This is a genomic window from Agromyces sp. ISL-38, assembly GCF_018613935.1.
Lineage (GTDB): Bacteria > Actinomycetota > Actinomycetes > Actinomycetales > Microbacteriaceae > Agromyces.
The window spans coordinates 262,556-278,128 of the sequence record NZ_JAGGPF010000009.1 but is presented as its reverse complement, the minus strand read 5'-3'; the positions used below and the strand labels follow the sequence as shown (position 1 = coordinate 278,128).

At 69.1% G+C, this 15,573-nt stretch carries 18 protein-coding genes; 6 read left to right on the top strand and 12 right to left on the bottom strand.

Annotated features, from left to right (window positions below):
- Position 1: 1 nt before the first annotated feature.
- Positions 2-652, bottom strand: a complete 651-nt coding sequence (locus tag J7E25_RS08750) for a response regulator (RefSeq protein WP_214869747.1) — start codon at positions 650-652, stop codon at positions 2-4.
- Positions 649-2,304 (bottom strand): sensor histidine kinase, encoded by a 1,656-nt coding sequence (locus J7E25_RS08745; RefSeq protein WP_308164451.1) that lies wholly within the window; start codon positions 2,302-2,304, stop codon positions 649-651. The genes J7E25_RS08750 and J7E25_RS08745 overlap by 4 nt, the downstream gene beginning before the upstream one ends.
- 215 nt (positions 2,305-2,519) lie before the next feature.
- Here J7E25_RS08745 and J7E25_RS08740 point away from each other — a divergent pair, with 215 nt between their 5' ends.
- Entirely contained in the window at positions 2,520-4,052 is a 1,533-nt protein-coding gene (locus tag J7E25_RS08740; RefSeq protein WP_214869746.1) for a CitMHS family transporter, read from the top strand.
- 75 nt (positions 4,053-4,127) lie between these two features.
- Here J7E25_RS08740 and J7E25_RS08735 read toward each other — a convergent pair whose 3' ends face one another.
- The 4 genes from J7E25_RS08735 to J7E25_RS08720 form a co-directional block, all read right to left on the bottom strand.
- On the bottom strand, positions 4,128-5,150 hold the full coding sequence (locus J7E25_RS08735) for a 1-aminocyclopropane-1-carboxylate deaminase (protein WP_214869745.1): 1,023 nt from the start codon (positions 5,148-5,150) through the stop codon (positions 4,128-4,130).
- Between the two features lie 65 nt (positions 5,151-5,215).
- The gene (locus J7E25_RS08730) at positions 5,216-5,890 is read right to left on the bottom strand and encodes a GntR family transcriptional regulator (RefSeq protein ID WP_214869744.1); all 675 of its coding nucleotides are present in this window, start codon (positions 5,888-5,890) and stop codon (positions 5,216-5,218) included.
- Positions 5,891-5,995: 105 nt separating this feature from the next.
- A complete protein-coding gene (locus tag J7E25_RS08725) occupies positions 5,996-6,316 on the bottom strand; it encodes a hypothetical protein (RefSeq protein WP_214869743.1) in 321 nt (106 codons plus the stop codon).
- 108 nt (positions 6,317-6,424) lie between these two features.
- Complete coding sequence (locus tag J7E25_RS08720) at positions 6,425-6,895, bottom strand: helix-turn-helix domain-containing protein (RefSeq protein ID WP_251038894.1); 471 nt, start codon at positions 6,893-6,895, stop codon at positions 6,425-6,427.
- 87 nt (positions 6,896-6,982) lie between these two features.
- On the opposite strand from J7E25_RS08720, the gene J7E25_RS08715 reads away from it, so the two are divergent.
- Positions 6,983-7,687 carry an SDR family oxidoreductase gene (locus J7E25_RS08715; RefSeq protein WP_214869742.1) on the top strand — a complete coding sequence of 235 codons (705 nt, stop codon included), beginning with the start codon at positions 6,983-6,985 and terminating at the stop codon, positions 7,685-7,687.
- Between the two features lie 12 nt (positions 7,688-7,699).
- Here the strand turns inward: J7E25_RS08715 and J7E25_RS08710 are convergent, their stop codons facing one another.
- Positions 7,700-8,326: a dihydrofolate reductase family protein gene (locus J7E25_RS08710; protein WP_214869741.1), complete on the bottom strand. Its 627-nt coding sequence runs from the start codon at positions 8,324-8,326 to the stop codon at positions 7,700-7,702.
- 125 nt (positions 8,327-8,451) lie between these two features.
- Here J7E25_RS08710 and J7E25_RS08705 point away from each other — a divergent pair, with 125 nt between their 5' ends.
- Positions 8,452-10,053 carry a carboxylesterase/lipase family protein gene (locus J7E25_RS08705; RefSeq protein ID WP_214869740.1) on the top strand — a complete coding sequence of 534 codons (1,602 nt, stop codon included), beginning with the start codon at positions 8,452-8,454 and terminating at the stop codon, positions 10,051-10,053.
- A 19-nt stretch (positions 10,054-10,072) separates the two neighbouring features.
- Here the strand turns inward: J7E25_RS08705 and J7E25_RS08700 are convergent, their stop codons facing one another.
- The gene (locus J7E25_RS08700; protein ID WP_214869739.1) at positions 10,073-11,032 is read right to left on the bottom strand and encodes an NAD(P)/FAD-dependent oxidoreductase; all 960 of its coding nucleotides are present in this window, start codon (positions 11,030-11,032) and stop codon (positions 10,073-10,075) included.
- Between the two features lie 66 nt (positions 11,033-11,098).
- Here J7E25_RS08700 and J7E25_RS08695 point away from each other — a divergent pair, with 66 nt between their 5' ends.
- On the top strand, positions 11,099-11,689 hold the full coding sequence (locus J7E25_RS08695) for a helix-turn-helix domain-containing protein (RefSeq protein ID WP_214869738.1): 591 nt from the start codon (positions 11,099-11,101) through the stop codon (positions 11,687-11,689).
- Here the strand turns inward: J7E25_RS08695 and J7E25_RS08690 are convergent.
- The 3 genes from J7E25_RS08690 to J7E25_RS08680 form a co-directional block, all read right to left on the bottom strand.
- Positions 11,628-12,485: a maleylpyruvate isomerase N-terminal domain-containing protein gene (locus tag J7E25_RS08690; protein ID WP_214869737.1), complete on the bottom strand. Its 858-nt coding sequence runs from the start codon at positions 12,483-12,485 to the stop codon at positions 11,628-11,630. The genes J7E25_RS08695 and J7E25_RS08690 overlap by 62 nt on opposite strands.
- 27 nt (positions 12,486-12,512) lie before the next feature.
- Positions 12,513-12,884, bottom strand: coding sequence for a PIN domain-containing protein (locus J7E25_RS08685; protein WP_214869736.1), 372 nt, complete (start codon positions 12,882-12,884; stop codon positions 12,513-12,515).
- A gap of 198 nt (positions 12,885-13,082) precedes the next feature.
- Positions 13,083-13,568 (bottom strand): helix-turn-helix domain-containing protein, encoded by a 486-nt coding sequence (locus J7E25_RS08680; protein WP_214869735.1) that lies wholly within the window; start codon positions 13,566-13,568, stop codon positions 13,083-13,085.
- 300 nt (positions 13,569-13,868) lie between these two features.
- On the opposite strand from J7E25_RS08680, the gene J7E25_RS08675 reads away from it, so the two are divergent.
- Together J7E25_RS08675 and J7E25_RS08670 are read left to right on the top strand one after the other, a co-directional pair.
- Positions 13,869-14,189, top strand: a complete 321-nt coding sequence (locus J7E25_RS08675) for a hypothetical protein (RefSeq protein WP_215009119.1) — start codon at positions 13,869-13,871, stop codon at positions 14,187-14,189.
- A gap of 216 nt (positions 14,190-14,405) precedes the next feature.
- The gene (locus J7E25_RS08670; RefSeq protein ID WP_214869734.1) at positions 14,406-14,912 is read left to right on the top strand and encodes a VanZ family protein; all 507 of its coding nucleotides are present in this window, start codon (positions 14,406-14,408) and stop codon (positions 14,910-14,912) included.
- Here J7E25_RS08670 and J7E25_RS08665 read toward each other — a convergent pair.
- Positions 14,909-15,511: a hypothetical protein gene (locus J7E25_RS08665; protein WP_251038893.1), complete on the bottom strand. Its 603-nt coding sequence runs from the start codon at positions 15,509-15,511 to the stop codon at positions 14,909-14,911. The two genes, J7E25_RS08670 and J7E25_RS08665, sit on opposite strands and share 4 nt — an antisense overlap.
- Positions 15,512-15,573: the final 62 nt, after the last annotated feature.

The following is a 15,573-nucleotide window of genomic DNA, read 5'->3' as shown; positions in this document are numbered from 1 at the left end:
GTCAGGCGCGGCGGCGGTACCTGTGTTCAGGACGGCCGGTCGTGCCGTAGCGGAGCGTCACCTCGACCACGCCGCGCGACGCGAGGGCGGCGAGGTGGCGCTGGGCCGTCGCTCGCGACAGGCCCGCGCGTTCCGCCACCTCGGCTGCCGACGCCTCCGCATCGCCGAGGGTCTCGAGAAGCAGCTGTTCGGTGCCCGTGCGTGAGAGCGAGGTCGGTTCGGCGGCCCGGAGCACCCGCAGCGCCCGGTCGATCGTCTCCTGGTCGGTCGGCCGGTCGTCGCGCAGCACGTTGCGGAACCGGCGGTACGCGTCGAGCCGCTCGCCGAGCACCCGCGGCTCGAAGGGCTTCACCAAGTACTCGAGCGCGCCCGCGCGCAGCGCACGGCGGACCGTCGCACCGTCGTCGGCCGCGCTGATCACGAAGGCGTCGACCCCGGCCTCGCGAACGAGCTCGAGCCCGTCGCCGTCGGGCAGGAACACGTCGACGAGGAGCAGGTCGGGCGCGAGATCACGCACGGACGCGCGAGCGGCGCGCACCGTGTTGGCCGGTTCCAACGCAACGAAGCCGCTGCGCGCAGCCACGAGGTCACGGTGGATGCCGGCGACGCGGAAGTCGTCGTCGACCACGAGCACGCGCAGCGGATCGGTCACGCCTCCACCTCCGTCGTCATCACGTGCGGCAGCTGCGCGGCGAGCACCGCGCCGTGTCCGTCGCCGCCGGCGTCGACCAGCTTCACGTCGCCGCCGAGGCGGCGCGCCAGCTCGCGGCTGAGCGGCAGCCCCACGCCGTGTCCGCGCACGACGTCGGGCGCGGCATCCGTCGAAGCGCGCCGTGCGAACAGCGCCTCGGGGTCGACGACGCCCCGGCCCGAGTCGGCGACCGTGATCGCCAGCTCGTCGCCGTCGTCGAGGAGGCTCACCTCCACCCATCGGGGTTCCGGTCCGTCGACCGCCGCGCTCACGGCGTTGTCGACCAGATTGCCGAGCACCGCCGCGACATCCTCGGGGCGAGCGACCACGCCGAGCACGAGCGTGTCGTCAGCGATGCGCAGTGTGACGCCGCGCTCCGCCGCCTCGACCGACTTGGAGCCGAGGAAGGCCTGGAGGAACGGTTCGTCGACGGGCGCCAGCGCGTCCAGCGGATACGCGACCGGGCCGCGTTCCATCAGCTCGTCGAGGAACGATCGAGCGTCGGTGACCCGGTCGGCGTCGATGAGTCCCGCCGCCACGTGCAGGCGATTCGCGAATTCGTGGCGCTGCGCGCGCAGGGCGTTCGTGGTCGCCCGCACGGCCTCGAGCCGCTCGGCGAGGGCCATCAGGTCGGTGCGGTCGCGGACGATCGCCACCGTGCCGAGGTCTCGGTCGCCACGGCGAACGCGACGCGTGTCGACGTACACGACCCGGTCGTTCACGACGATCCCGTCGCCCAGACCCGCGTCGACGTCGGCCGCGGACCGGCCCGGCGCGGGCTCTCGTCGCAGTGCGTCGAGGAGCTGCGGCGGCAGTTCCATCCCGTCGAGGGAAGCGCCGACGGGATCGTCGAGTCGCAGCATCCGCTCGGCCGCCGCGTTGCACACGCGCACGATCTCGTTCGGCGACCACGCGATCACGCCGTCGCCGACGCCGTCGAGCACGGCGGCCTGGTTCTGCACGAGTGCAGCGAGCTCCTCGGGCTGCAGCCCGAGCGTCGCCCGTTCGAGCCGGCGGCGGATCAGCGCGGAGGCACCGGCGCCGATCAGCAGCGCGAGCACCACGGCGGTGCCGATGCCGGCCACGAGCCCCGGCAGGTCGGCGAACACGCTCGACGGCGCGAAGCCCACACTCACCTCGCCGACGGGCTTCGCATCGTCGTCGCCGTACACGGGCACCTTGGCCCGCGCGGACTCACCGAGCGTGCCGCGCTCCCATGCCACCGTCTCGTGACCCGAGAGCGCGGCTTCGGGGCTCGTGCTGACCGGCTCGCCGAGTCGCGACGGGTCGGGGTGGGCGAGGCGGATGCCGCGGTCGTCGGTGATCACGACGAACAGCGCCTCGGTGCGCAACTCCACCGCCGCAGCGATGCCGCGCAGCGGCCCATTCTCGAGCGATGCGGCCGTGGGCGGTGATGCCTGCGCGGAGTACGCCGCAACGGCCTCCCGCACGTCTGGTTCGACGGCGAGGCTGCGGGCGATACCGAGTGCGGTCGACTCCGCCTCGTCGCGCAGTTGCTGCACGCCGAGCCAGGCGAAGACGGCGGTGCAGGCTGCCACGACCGCGACGACGCACGCGAGCTGCAGCAGCAGCACCTGGGTGGCGAAGCGCACGCGATCCTCCTCGATCCTCCGGCGATCCTCGGCGGGTGCGATTCAAGGCTAGGCGCTCGCCGTCGCGCCGTCCCGGTCGCGGCCGCGAGCAGAACGCGCAGAACTCACGCTACGCGCAGAACGTGCACGAATGCGGGATACCGCGACGCCGTGCCCCCGGCGACCTAATGTCACCTTCACAGCGCACCGCGCCCGACACTGACAAGGAAGTCATCATGCTCGTGATCCTCGGCTTCGCCATGATCCTCACCTTCATGGCGCTCATCATGACCAAACGGCTCACACCGATGGTCGCCCTCATCATCGTCCCGACGATCTTCGGCCTCTTCGCCGGTGCCGGACTCGGTCTCGGCGACATGATCCTGGAGTCGATCGGGACTCTCGCGCCCACGGCGGCGCTGCTGATGTTCGCGATCATGTTCTTCGGGATCATGATCGACGTCGGGTTGTTCGACCCGCTGATCCGCTTCATCACGCGGCTCTGCGGCAACGACCCGGCGAAGGTGGTGCTCGGCACGGCGCTCCTCGCTGGGGCGGTGTCGCTCGACGGCGACGGCTCGACCACCTTCATCATCGTCACCTCGGCGATGCTGCCGATCTACCTGCGGCTCGGCATAAGCCCGGTCGTGCTCACCGTCGTCGCCGGACTCATGAACGGCACGCTGAACATCGTGCCGTGGGGCGGTCCGACCGTGCGCGCGGCATCCGCTCTCGAGGTCTCGCCGACGGACATCTTCGTGCCGATGCTGCCGTCGCTCGCGGTGGGTCTCGCGGTGTCGCTCCTGTTCGCCTGGTTCCTCGGGCTCGGCGAGCGTCGCCGGCTGGGGTCGCTCGCAACCAGCGAGTTCATGGTCGAGGAGTGGGCCGGTCGAGCGGATGCCGCTGGCGGCACTGGTGCCGCGACACGCTCCGGTTCGGGCTCTTCGTCAGCCGAGTCGACGGGCCGCCGTGGGTGGATGCCGCGCCTGGTCCGCGGCGCGCAGGGCTCGGTCGGTGCCCGCGCGACGCTCGACACCACCAACGTCGTCACGATCGCGCCGAGCGGCGCCCGCAGTGTCGTCGCCGTCGAGGAGGACGAGCGGGACACGATGATGGCCGACACGATGCTCGACCCGCAGCGCGCCTCGCTGCGACCGAAGCTCATCTGGTTCAACCTCGCGCTCACCGCCGCGGTGATGGTGCTGCTCGTTCTCGACATCTTCCCGCTGGCCTACGTGTTCATGGTCGGCGCGGCGGTCGCGCTCGTCGTCAACTTCCGACGGGTCAAGTCGCAGGCCGACGAGATCGTCGCGCACGCGCCCAGCATCGTCGGCGTCGTCTCCATGGTGCTGGCGGCAGGAGTGCTGGTCGGCGTGCTGAACGGCACCGGCATGGTGACGGCCATGGCTGATTGGGTGGTGCAGATCGTGCCGCCCGCGCTCGGGCCGTTCTTCGCGGTGATCACCGGCATCCTGTCGATCCCGATGACGTTCTTCATGTCGAACGACGCGTTCTACTTCGGCATCCTTCCGGTGCTCGCGCACAGCGCGGAGGCCTATGGCATCGACCCCGTCGAGATGGCACGGGCGTCGGTCATCGGCCAGCCCGTGCACCTGCAGAGCCCGCTCGTGCCGGCGATCCTGCTCCTCGTCTCGCTCGCGGGTGTGGATCTCGGCGATCACCACAGGAAGGTGCTCTGGAGGGCCGCCATCGTGTCGCTCGTGATGCTGGCGGTCGGCGTGCTGGTCGGGGTCATCCCGTTCGGCTGACGACGTCACGCCGACGTCACGCCGCGTGCCGCGTGCCGCCTGCCGGATCGGCGGCGGCACGCGGCATCCGCTCGCTCAGTGGTAGCGGCCGCTGTATGCGTTGATCGCGGGCTGGCCGCCGAGGTGGGCGTAGAGCACGTTCGAGTCCTTCGAGATCCTGCCGCTCGAGACGAGGTCGATGAGGCCCGCCATCGACTTGCCCTCGTAGACCGGGTCGAGGATGACGCCCTCGAGGCGGCCCGTGAGGAACATCGCCTCGTCGGTCGACTCGACCGGGATGCCGTACTCATCGCCCGCCCAGCCCTCGAGCACGGTGATCTCGTCGTCGTGCAGGTCGCGCCCGATGTCGATGAGCTTCGCCGTGTTGCGTGCGATGCGGGCGACCTGGTCGCGGGTCTCGTCGATCTTGGCCGACGCGTCGATGCCGATCACGCGCCGCGGCCGTCCGCCGAAGTTCTGCTCGAGGTCGGCGAAGCCGGCGATCATGCCGGCGTGCGTCGATCCGGTCACTGAACACACGACGATCGTGTCGAAGAAGACGCCGAGCTCGGCCTCCTGCGCGGCCACCTCGTGCGCCCAGTTCGCGAAGCCGAGTCCGCCGAGCCGGTGATCGGATGCGCCGGCGGGGATCGGGTACGGAGTGCCGCCCGCTTCCTCGACATCCGAGATCGCCTGACGCCAGGACTCCTTGAACCCGATGCCGAATCCGGCGGGGGAGAGCCGCACGTCGGCGCCCATGAGACGCGACAGCAGGATGTTGCCCACGCGGTCGTTCACGGCATCGGGCCAGTCGACCCAATGCTCCTGCACGAGCACGGCCTTCATTCCGAGGTGCGCCGCGACCGCCGCGACCTGACGAGTGTGGTTCGACTGCACGCCGCCGATCGACACGAGCGTGTCGGCGCCCTTCGCGAGCGCGTCTGGCACGAGGTACTCGAGCTTGCGGGTCTTGTTGCCGCCGAAGGCGAGGCCGCTCGAGACATCTTCGCGCTTCATCCAGACGCGGGCGCCGCCGAGGTGGTCGCTCAGACGATTGACGGGATGGATCGGGCTCGGCCCGAAGGTGAGCGGATGCCGGGGGAAGTCGGCGAGGGTCATGGGTCTCTCCTTCGATCTGGGTTGTACGTCATGTGGTTTCGATACGCGTCCGGCTGCGCCGGGCGCTACTCAGCCGCCGGGGATGCCTCGTCGAGGTTGAGCAAGCGGCCGAGGGTCGACCAGTTCTCGCGGGCGGCGAGACCCGCCTCCTCGGCGCGGCCGGCCGCGCAGAGCTCGATGATCCGGTCGTGGTCGGCGACCGAGCCGCGTCCGGCGAGCGAGGCGAATCGCGCCCGCTCGAGCCGGCGGAGGAGCGGCGTCACCTGCTCGAGCAGCCCTGGCAGCAGCGGATTGGCGCTCGCGCGTACGGCCACATCGTGGAACTCGTCGTCGGCGCGCACGGCGTCGTCGGTGTCTTCAGCGGCGAGCGCTGCGGCGAAGCGCGCGTTCGCCTCGCGCATGGAGTCGAGGTCGTCTTCGGTGAGCTGGGGCACGGCGTCGCGCACCGCGAGCTCGTGCAGCGACGCGGCGATGCGCTGTGCCGCGAGCACCGAGCGGGTATCGAGCGGGGCGACGACCGTCTGCTTCGCGCGACGGGTGTGCACGAGCCCGGCCACCTCGAGGCGGGCGATCGCCTCGCGGATCGGCGTGCGGCTCACGCCGAGCCATTCCTCGAGTTCGGGGTCGCGCAGGCGCTCGCCGGGGGCGAGCTCGCCGCTCACGATCGCATCGCGGAGCTCGCGGTAGGCGTAGTCGCGCAAAGAACTCGGGCGTTCGGCCCGGGAGCGGTTCAGCGGCATGCAATATATTGCAGTCGAACCCGTCGCTGTTGTCAACTCCGTCGAGCCGACGTTCGGTGAGAATCGGTCATCGTTCTCGCCGCCAGCTCTGCCGGCGATCGGATGCTACGGCGTGATCGAATCGACGAAGGCGTAGGCCTCGCCGGTGATCGCGCGCCACCGATCGACGCCGTCGGCGAGCGGCACGACCGCCCACTCGCGCCTCGGGCGGCCGGCCATCACCATGTTGTCGAGCCCGAGCGCGTCGATGCGCTCGGCGGGCAGCTTCACGACGAGGTCGCCGGTCTTCGAGGCGAAGGCGAAGATCTTGCCGCGCACCGAGAGACCCTCGGAGTTGAACATCCTGCTCATCGCGGTATCCGGCTTCGACAGGATGCCGGGCGCGATCTCGTCGAGTACCTCGCGTCCGCGCTCTCGATCGTCCATGGTTCGACGTTACGGTCGCGGATGCCTCGTCGACAAGCACCCGACGCGGCATCCGCTGATCTTCCTGCCTCCTCGCGCTGCGCTTCGATGATCGGGTAGACCCAGATTTCAGGCCGCCCCGATGAAGCTGGGGCCGGGAATGACCACGACGTCGTCGCGGTCGAGTTCCCTGCCGTCGTCGTCGACGAACGCGAGACGCACCGGCGCGCCGGTCTCGCGCTCGGTGTAGATCGCGGCAGGGCCGAAGCTGCTCGGACGGTACTCGTCTCCCCACGCGTTGATCGCAGCGAGCACCGGCAGGAGGGCCCCGCCCGCACCGGTCAACACGTACTCCTCACGCTCTCGTTCGCCGGCTTCTCGGTACTTCCGGCGTTCCAGGATGCCGGCGTCGACCAGTCGCGCAAGACGGTCGGTCAGCACGTCGGGGGCGATCCCCAGTTCAGCCCGGAACTCGGCGAACCGAGTGCGGCTGCGAAGGGCTGCCTCGCGCACGATGAGGAGCGACCACTTCTGGCCGAGCACCTCGAGGCTGCGCGCGATCGAGCAGCGCTGTTCCGTCTCATCCGCCGTCTCTCGCATGACGCCATCGCACCAACTGAGTTGGGACTACGAACTCAGCCTGCTAGCTTGGTAATTCCAACTCAGGCGCTCGAAAGGCAACACACCATGACCGATCTCCACAACTCCGTCGTGCTCATCACCGGAGCGAACGGCGGCCTCGGAGCCGAGTTCGTGCGTCAGGCCCTCGAGCGCGGCGCTGCACGCGTGTACGCCACCGCCCGCAGCCCGCGCGAGTGGGGCGACGAGCGCGTCGTGCCGCTCGCGCTCGACGTGACCGACGTCGCCTCCGTCGCAGCTGCGGCCGCCGCGGCATCCGACACCACCGTCGTGGTCAACAACGCCGGCGCCGGCTACGCTGCACCCCTCTCGACGGCTTCTCTCGACGACGTGCGTGCACTGTTCGAGACCAACGTGTTCGGCCCGCTGGCCGTTGCCCAGGCATTCGCGCCGGTGCTCGCCGCGAATGGCGGTGGCGCCCTCGTCGACATCCACTCGGCCCTCAGCTGGCACGCCGGCGGCAACGCCTACAGCGCTTCGAAGGCGGCGCTCTGGTCCATCACCAACTCGCTGAGACTCGAGCTCGCCGGGCGGGGCACGCAGGTGGTCGGCGCGCACCTCGGCTACACCGACACTCCGATGACCGCGGGCCTCGACGTGCCGAAGGAACGACCCGAGGTAATCGTCGCGGCCATCTACGACGGCCTCGAGTCAGGCGCCCACGAGGTGCTCGCCGACGCGACGAGCGTGTACGTCAAGTCCGCGCTCTCGGGTGAGCTGGTTGCACTCTACCCAGAGCTCGCCGCGAGCTGACGGGCTGCCTGCCTACTCGCGCTGCGCCCCGATGTCGGAGATGTCGACGCCCGTCACCGGCTCGCCCGCGGGCTCGTAGACGAGCGAGATCGCACCCTTCGGGAAGGCCTTGGGCGGCTCGACGAGCTTGAAGGCCGACGGCACGAGGCCGTCGGTCCAGAGCCGCTTGCCGGTGCCGAAGGTGATCGGGTAGACCCAGAGGTTCAACCGGTCGACGAGATGCTCCTTGAGCAGGGTCTTCACGAGGCCGCCGCTGCCGAAGACGTGGATCTCGTCGAAGCGGTCGCGTATCGCAGCCACCTCGGTCGCGACATCCGTCACCACCGTCGTTCCGGCCCAGCTCGGGTCGGTCAGTGTGTGCGAAGCCACGAACTTGGGCACCGCGTTGAACTTCACCGCGATGGGGTCGTCGCCCGCGTTCGGCCAGTAGGCGGCGAAGATGTCGTAGGTCTTGCGACCGAGCAGCAGCGCCTGGAGGCGATCGATGCCAGCGCCGATCGACTCGCCGGACTCGTCGTCGAAGTACGCGCCCTGCCAGCCGCCGAACTCGAAGCCGCCCTCGCGGTCTTCGTCGGGACCTCCCGGCGCCTGGTACACCCCGTCGAGGGTGATGAAGAGGTCGACGGCGATGATTCCCATGATGTGCTCCTTCGCGTGCATGGGATGGCGGAATCGACATCCACTCCATACATACTTCGCGAGTCGGGTGAATATGCAAGCCCTGTCGTGCAACTCGCTTCCCGTGCTGCAATGGGCGAGTGGACATGGGTGCGAACGTCATCGCACCGAACCGCTCGCTCGACGAAGAGCTCGACGTTCAGGTCGCTGGGGGCATGGTTCGCGGCGTACTCGAAGACGGCCTGCTCGCCTGGCGCGGCATCCCGTATGCGGCTCCGCCCTTAGGGGACTTACGATTCGCGCCTCCCGCCGAGGTCGTTCCCTGGGACGGGATACGTGATGCTTCCGCGTTCGGCCCGATCGCGCCGCAGCCGTTCTCGTATCGGCTGATCCGTCCACCCTCCGCGGTGGTTCCGACTGCAGAGGACTGCCTGACCGTGAACGTGCGGGCGCCGGTGCGAGACGCTGGAGAGCGCACGCTGCTGCCCGTCCTGGTCTTCATCCACGGCGGCGGCAACAGCGCGGGGTCGTCGCGCGACTTCTCGGGACAGGGCGAGGGGTTCGTGCAGAGCGGACGGATCGTGTACGTGAGCTTCAACTATCGGCTCGGGGCGCTCGGATACCTCGACTTCACCGGCTACTCGAGCCCGGAACGATCGTTCGCGAGCAATCTCGGCCTGCGCGACCAGGTGGCGCTGCTCCGATGGGTGCGGGACAACATCAGCGGCTTCGGGGGAGATCCCGACAACGTGACGGTGTTCGGCGAGTCCGCGGGCGGCAACGCCGTCACCACGCTCATGGCCACGCCCTCGGCGCGAGGGCTGTTCGCCCGAGCGATCGCACAGAGCCCGCCGCCCACCGCCGTCTATGCGTCGGCGGTGACCTCGCGCTGGGCGCAGGAGTTCGTCGACATTCTGCGAGACGTCGTCGGCGCGCGTGAGGCATCCGACGGCGACGCGGGGGCAGACGGGGTCGCGCTTTCTCCCCAGCAGTTGCTATCGGATGCTTCAGTGGACGATCTGGTTGCGGCATCCGCCATCCTGCAGGCGAGCGTTCCTGATGCCTACCCCGGCGCGTTCTGCTTCGCACCGGTCGTCGACGGGGAGTTCCTACCGGAGTCGCCGATTCGGGCGTTCCGCGACGGCCGTGCGCATCGCGTGCCGCTCATCATCGGGACGAATGATCGCGAGGGCTCGATCTTCCGCGGCCGAGTCGACATCCTGCCGCGCACACCGGAGCGGATCGACGCGTTGTTCGAGCGCGCGCCGCTCAGCGCCCACCAAGCGATGCGCGACGCCTATCCGGGCCTGCCCGGGCTGCGGGCGGGCGCCGATTTCGGCGGTGACTACGGCTTCTGGTTTCCGAGCACCCGGGTGGCCGATTTCCATTCGCGGTACGCGCCCGTCTGGTCGTACCGGTTCGACGTGGCGCCGCGCCTGCTCGAGCTCCTCGGCCTGAACGCGACGCACGGCGTCGAGATGTTCGCCCTGTTCGACAGCACGGAGGAGCCGCTCGCCCGCGTCATGACGTCGCTCGGTGGACAGGAGGCCTACGCGGCCGCCGGCGAACGGATGCGCACCCTCTGGCTGCAGTTCGCCGAAGACGGCGTACCGGCCGAGGCGTGGCCGCGCTACGAGGAACGCACGAGATCGACGCTCATCGTCGACGCCGAGGACCGCATCGAAGCAGACCCGCGGCGCGAGCGGCGGCGGGCGTGGAACCGATTCATCCCGTCCCTTGCGGGCTGAGGCTCGGGCTTCGCGACCATCAGGAGAGCGACTGCACGCCGGAGGCCACGGATGCCGCGACCGCCTCGCGGATCTCCTCGTCGATGAGGTCGGCGTTGATGGTGGCGCCCGCGAGGTTGCCGGCGGCGGACGCGATGGGCACCGAAGTGCGCGCCGACGTCACGTTGCCCGCCGCCCACAGGCCCGGAACGCTCGTGCGTCCCTCGGCGTCGACCGCGACCCAGTCGATGCCCAGCTCCTCGGTCGTCGCCGCCCCGAGCTGTCGGAGCACCACATCGTTCGGCACGGGTAGCGGATGAAGGAAGATCGAGTCGACCGCAACGTCGGTGCAGTCGGCGAGACGGATGCCGCGGAGTCGACCGTCTTCATCGGCAATGATGCGGGTGACCTCTCGGGTCTCGATCGCGATCCCGCGCGCCACGAGGCCTGCGTAGGCGTCGGCGGGGAGCTCCACTCCGTTGACGAAGTACGTGACGTCGGCCGACCACTGGCGCAGCAGTTGGGCTTGGTGCACGCTCATCGGCGCGGTCCCGAGTACCGCGATTCGGCGGTCGCGCACTTCCCATCCGTCGCAGTAGGGGCAGACGACCGCGCCCGTTCCCCACTGCTCGGCGAGGCCGGGAATGTCGGGCAGCTCGTCGCGCTGCCCGGTCGCGACGAGCATCCGGCGCCCGTGGTGCAGCTCGCCGGTCGGGAGCACGACCTCGAATCCATCCGCGGTGAGTGACGTCGTGGTGACATCCGTCGACTCGATGACGACGCCGTATCGCTCGACCTCTTCGCGCCCGACCGCAAGCAGGTCGAGCGGCGACCAGCCGTCGCGACCGAGCACCCCGTGCATGTGGGGTGCGAATCGGTTCCGTGGCGCACCGCCGTCGACCACGAGCACCCGCCGTCGGGCGCGGCCCAGCATGAGCGCGGCGCTGAGTCCGGCGCTGCCGCCGCCGATGATGATGACGTCCCAAGAGTTGTTGTGCATGCTTCGAGTGTCGGGGTAGTCTGCCGACACGGCAAGTGAACTTGCTGAAACCGCAAGGAGCATCGGATGCCGGACGAACCCGACCTCGAGCGGATGCTCGATTCCGTCGCCCCGCGGCTGCGCGCGCTCCGCCAGCGCCGCGGACTGACGCTCGCCGAGCTCTCGAAGGAGACCGGCATCTCGGTGAGCACCCTGTCGCGTCTCGAGTCGGGACTGCGCCGGCCGACGCTCGATCTCCTCATCCGCCTCGCGACGGCCTATCGTGCCAGCCTCGACGACCTCGTCGGCGCACCGCAGATCGCCGACCCGCGGGTGCATCCGAAGCCGTTCTATCGCGGAGGCCGGGCGATCATTCCGCTCACCCGCAACAACCCCGACGTGCATGCCTACAAGATGGTGTTGCCGGGTCATCCGCCCGACCAACCGGTGGAGCAACGCGCGCACGAGGGCTACGACTGGATCTACGTGCTCAGCGGCCGGGTGCGACTCGCGCTCGGCGACGACGAGATCGTGCTCGAGCCGGGCGAGGCCGCCGAGTTCGACACACGCGTGCCGCACGGGCACGTGAGCGCGTCGAACGAACCGGCGGAGATCATCAATCTGCTGAGCAGCCAGGGCGAGCGCGTGCACGCGCGGCGCGCGCCCGAGGGATCCTGACCGGGGCGCCATCCGCTCCGGAGTCGCTCACAGATGCACGGGGGTGCGCAGGAACGCGCGCACCACGTGGGGGTCGCCGTCGATCGCGAAAGCGGTCGGGGCCGGCGAACGGGTCGGCTCGCAGCCAGATCATGAGCGCGAGGTCGCCGACGGTGGCGGGATCGGATGCCTCGCCCATTGCAGGACCGACGGATGCCGCGCCGGCGACCGGCCCCGCGGCATCCGCTTCGAGGTGCCAGTCGGGTGTGATGCGCCAGCACCGGTCGGTGTCGGACGAGATGAGCGCGAGCGGCGCCGGCAGTGGCTCGATGCCCCGCGTGCGCGCCTGCGCCATGAACACGTCGCCGAACTCCTCGATCACATCGCAGCAGCCGTCGACGCCGACCTCGTCTGGGAACGGCGGCGCGGCGTCGCGCGCGGTGCGGAGGTCCCACAGGTGTTTCGCGGCCTCGTGCGCCATGCGGCGATGCCAGAAACCGACGCTGCCGATGCCCGGTAGAGCACACAGCACGGGCGATCGGGGTCGGGCCGCCGCGAGCTCGGCCAGAAGCCCCGCAGCGCCCTCGCGAAACCACTCGAGGCGCGCGCGATCGGCCGGGCGCTTCATCGCTGAGCGATCCTGGGCGGTACCGCTCCGAACGATCTCGGTCGCCCATCGCTGCACGCTGCCGAGGTGGTCGATGACGCGGCCGACGGTCGGCCAGAGCTCGGATGCCACGGGCGCCTCGGGGTCGAGCGCGGCGATCTCGTCGGCGAACGCGTTCGAGACGGAGCGCAGGTCGGACAGTCGTGTCACGATGCTCCCAAATCGAGTGGGTCGACTCTAGGAATCGATCAGAAGCCGCGCTTGCCGGGTGAAGCGGGGCAGGCCAGCTCGATCGAGTGCGTCGAGCACCTCGAGCACGGTCATTGGTGGGTGCTGAGCCGCCGCGGCTTGGTCCCGCAGGGCACGCAGAGTCATCTCAGGCGCAAGGTCCGACTGGTCGAGGAGAAAGTCGCCAGGGGAGAGCGCATGCAACCCGAGAGGCTTCAGAACACTGTCGGGGAAGTCTTTGAGGTTCGCTGTGACGATGAGTTCTGCGCGGCCGCGGACTGCCGCTGCAACGACGTGTCGATCGTTGTAATCCGGCATGACCAAGCCCTCCATCAGCGGCTCCCAGCCCTGAACGCACGCGTCAGAGAATGCCTCGTTCATAGAGTGCAGACGAGCGTCGACCCGGCTCGGAGCCATCTCGGGATGGATCTCCATCGGCTGCGCGGACTTCCTCAAGAATCTTGTCCGACCAAAGCGGACGGTATACATCGAACTCAGCGACCCGCAGCAATATGTCAGCCAGCGCCACCGGCACCAGAACGCACGCATCGAGAAGCGCGCCGAATCCCGCCAATAGCCTCAGCTCGCCTTGCCGCGTGCACGCTTCAGCGCCTCACGGTAGTCAGCGGCTGAGTCCTCATACAGGCCGTCCTCGCCAGCCTGCCGTGTCATCTCATCAAGTCGAATACGACGGTCGATCCGGCGGCGGTCACGATACTCGAGCACGTCACTCAATCGCAGTCGGCGGTGCCTTCCGCCGGTGGGCTGGTCGTACGGGATCTCGTGCTCGTCCAGCAGCTTGACCAGCGTTGGCCGGCTGATGCCGAGCACGTCGGCTGCTTCTTGCGTGGTCAGCCGCTGGTTCAGCGGGGCGATCGTGATCGCCTTGCGATCGTTCATGGCGCGGACAACATTCATGAGCACTTGGTAGACCTCGAACGGTAGGGGCACCTGCTCACCATCCGGGCCCAGCAACGCGGCTGGCTGGTCGTGCTGCTCGAGAAACCGCGACAGTTCGAGCATCGCCTGCAGGTCTTCGGGGGGCAGGACGGGGCGGTCGTCCATAGTTGCGTTCGAGGGGGTCACCCACCCATGTTCTCACCAAATCGAAAAAATCGAAAGTGAAAACTCGAGAAATATGAAAGCCCCGTATCGCCGGATCGATTCGGAGTGTCCGGTGGCGGACACGTTTCCGGGCGTCCATCACCGACCGGCTCACGTGCGGTTCCGGCACTGGCTGTGTCGCGCTGGACCGATGAGCCCCATCGACCAGCGACGGTGTGGAAGTCTGCCAGCACGCCAAGTTCGGGCGCCCCGGTGGGATCGGATTGACGATTGTCAGTGCTCTCGTGCAAGATGCGAACCGTGGCCGAGATCGTCGTCGAGATTCATGTTCCGTTGATCGCAGCGACGGGCGTTGCCGAAGGCGAATACCCGTTCTCCTGGATCGACACGATCGAGGAGTACATCGTTCAACTCGACGGCGAGCGCGGCGAAATCTACGACGATGGCGAGGAGTTCGGCGAAGAGTATCTCTTCTTCGTCGCGGGGGCCCCGGAAGCGGAGCTCTTGGCACTCGCCGCTGCCGTTGCTGTCCTACCGGGCGTTCCTGGCGGCGTCTACGCGATGGTGACTGACTCGACCGCCCTGGAGTTCGGGCTGGGGCGCAGAGTCGAATTGAATTGAACTCGTCGAAGGACCCGCGCGGCAACTGTCGGGACTGTACGCTCGGGATCTGTCCCGCCTCAGAGTCGTTGGCCTCTTTCTCGCGCTCATCAGCACGTTGCGTCGCGGCTGCCGGTACGTCGAACGAGAGCGCCGAATTTGCGGATGGGCGGACGGGAGAGGGAGAGTTCGGTTCGGATGTCGTCAGTGTGGGAGCGTTACGGTGCCGTCATCTCTGTGACCGCCCTCCTCGGCTTGCCGCTCGGTGCGCTCGTGATCTTCTGGCTGGTGCGGCATCGAACCCGGCGTGGCTGGTCGCCGTCGTGGGCTTGGCGCGCGACGGTGGCCGAGGTCTGCCTCGTGGTGGGTACGGTGCCCTGGGTATGGATGATCATGACTCCGACGTCGGGCTCTCGCGGACTTCAGCTCATCCCATTCCATGATCTTCAGGCGGTGCTCTCGGGCGACGACAGCGTGGTGCAGGTGATCGGGAACCTCTTGGCCTTCGCAGCACTCGGCTTCTTTTTCCCGATCCGACTCCGCCTCGCGGATGCGAAGTGGGTTCCGGGGGTGGTCGCGCTCGTGGTCGCCAGCGTGTCGCTGCTCTTCGAAGTCCTCCAGTTCACGCTGCAGCTCGGACGGGTTTCCTCGGTCGACGACATCCTGCTGAACACCGTGGGGGCAGTTCTCGCGGCGCTCGCTTCGGCGTCATGGTGGCGCTCACGCGCCGACACGGCCCCCTAGCTCGCGACGGGCGCCTCGGCGCGGGCGGGAACATCCGTCGCCGCACGCTCCGCGCCCACGAAGCGCGCCGTGTCCGACACGGCCGCCGTGAGCAGCGAGACGAGCCGATCATCGGCATCGCTGACGCACGCACGCGCGATCCCGTCGACGGCGCCGGTCACGACGTCCCGGCATTGCTGGACGCTCATTCCTGCGCGGCGTATCGGACCGACCTCCTCGATGAACCGGGCGGCCCATGCGTCGGCGGCGGGGGCGGCGCGGAGGGCGGCCCTCGCCAACTCGCTCCCCTCCGCGGCGAACGCGTCGCCGTGTACCGCGAGGACGGCGATCGCGACATGCACCGCGACGGCCTGCGATCGCTGGCGCTCAACGGCGACGACGGGCAATGCGGCGTGGGCGGCCCGCACGGCGAGCAGGACATCGAGCAGCGGGTCGTCGCTCGTCAGGCCGATGACCGTCGGGATGAGCGGCGTGAGCCTGGCGCGGCCGGAGTCGGTCGTCCGGTCGTTCACCATCCGAGCGAGATGTGCGAGGGTGCCCTGCGTGCATGCGGGGTGGTCGCTCCAGCGCTCGCCCGATAGGTACGACGCGAACTCCATGAAACACGCCCCGCGCCGTGGCGAGCGATGCCGGCCTGGGGACAGGATCGGCATGACATCCG

Bases quoted from the DNA above. Each gene is read 5' to 3' on its own strand.
- J7E25_RS08710 (WP_214869741.1), bottom strand. From the start codon at position 8,326: ATGGGAATCATCGCCGTCGACCTCTTCATCACCCTCGACGGGGTGTAC.
- J7E25_RS08730 (WP_214869744.1), bottom strand. From the start codon at position 5,890: ATGCCGCTGAACCGCTCCCGGGCCGAACGCCCGAGTTCTTTGCGCGAC.
- J7E25_RS08695 (WP_214869738.1), top strand. From the start codon at position 11,099: ATGCCGGACGAACCCGACCTCGAGCGGATGCTCGATTCCGTCGCCCCG.
- J7E25_RS08665 (WP_251038893.1), bottom strand. From the start codon at position 15,511: ATGGAGTTCGCGTCGTACCTATCGGGCGAGCGCTGGAGCGACCACCCC.
- J7E25_RS08705 (WP_214869740.1), top strand. From the start codon at position 8,452: ATGGGTGCGAACGTCATCGCACCGAACCGCTCGCTCGACGAAGAGCTC.
- J7E25_RS08735 (WP_214869745.1), bottom strand. From the start codon at position 5,150: ATGACCCTCGCCGACTTCCCCCGGCATCCGCTCACCTTCGGGCCGAGC.
- J7E25_RS08685 (WP_214869736.1), bottom strand. From the start codon at position 12,884: ATGAACGAGGCATTCTCTGACGCGTGCGTTCAGGGCTGGGAGCCGCTG.
- J7E25_RS08715 (WP_214869742.1), top strand. From the start codon at position 6,983: ATGACCGATCTCCACAACTCCGTCGTGCTCATCACCGGAGCGAACGGC.
- J7E25_RS08700 (WP_214869739.1), bottom strand. From the start codon at position 11,032: ATGCACAACAACTCTTGGGACGTCATCATCATCGGCGGCGGCAGCGCC.
- J7E25_RS08720 (WP_251038894.1), bottom strand. From the start codon at position 6,895: ATGCGAGAGACGGCGGATGAGACGGAACAGCGCTGCTCGATCGCGCGC.
- J7E25_RS08740 (WP_214869746.1), top strand. From the start codon at position 2,520: ATGCTCGTGATCCTCGGCTTCGCCATGATCCTCACCTTCATGGCGCTC.
- J7E25_RS08725 (WP_214869743.1), bottom strand. From the start codon at position 6,316: ATGGACGATCGAGAGCGCGGACGCGAGGTACTCGACGAGATCGCGCCC.
- J7E25_RS08680 (WP_214869735.1), bottom strand. From the start codon at position 13,568: ATGGACGACCGCCCCGTCCTGCCCCCCGAAGACCTGCAGGCGATGCTC.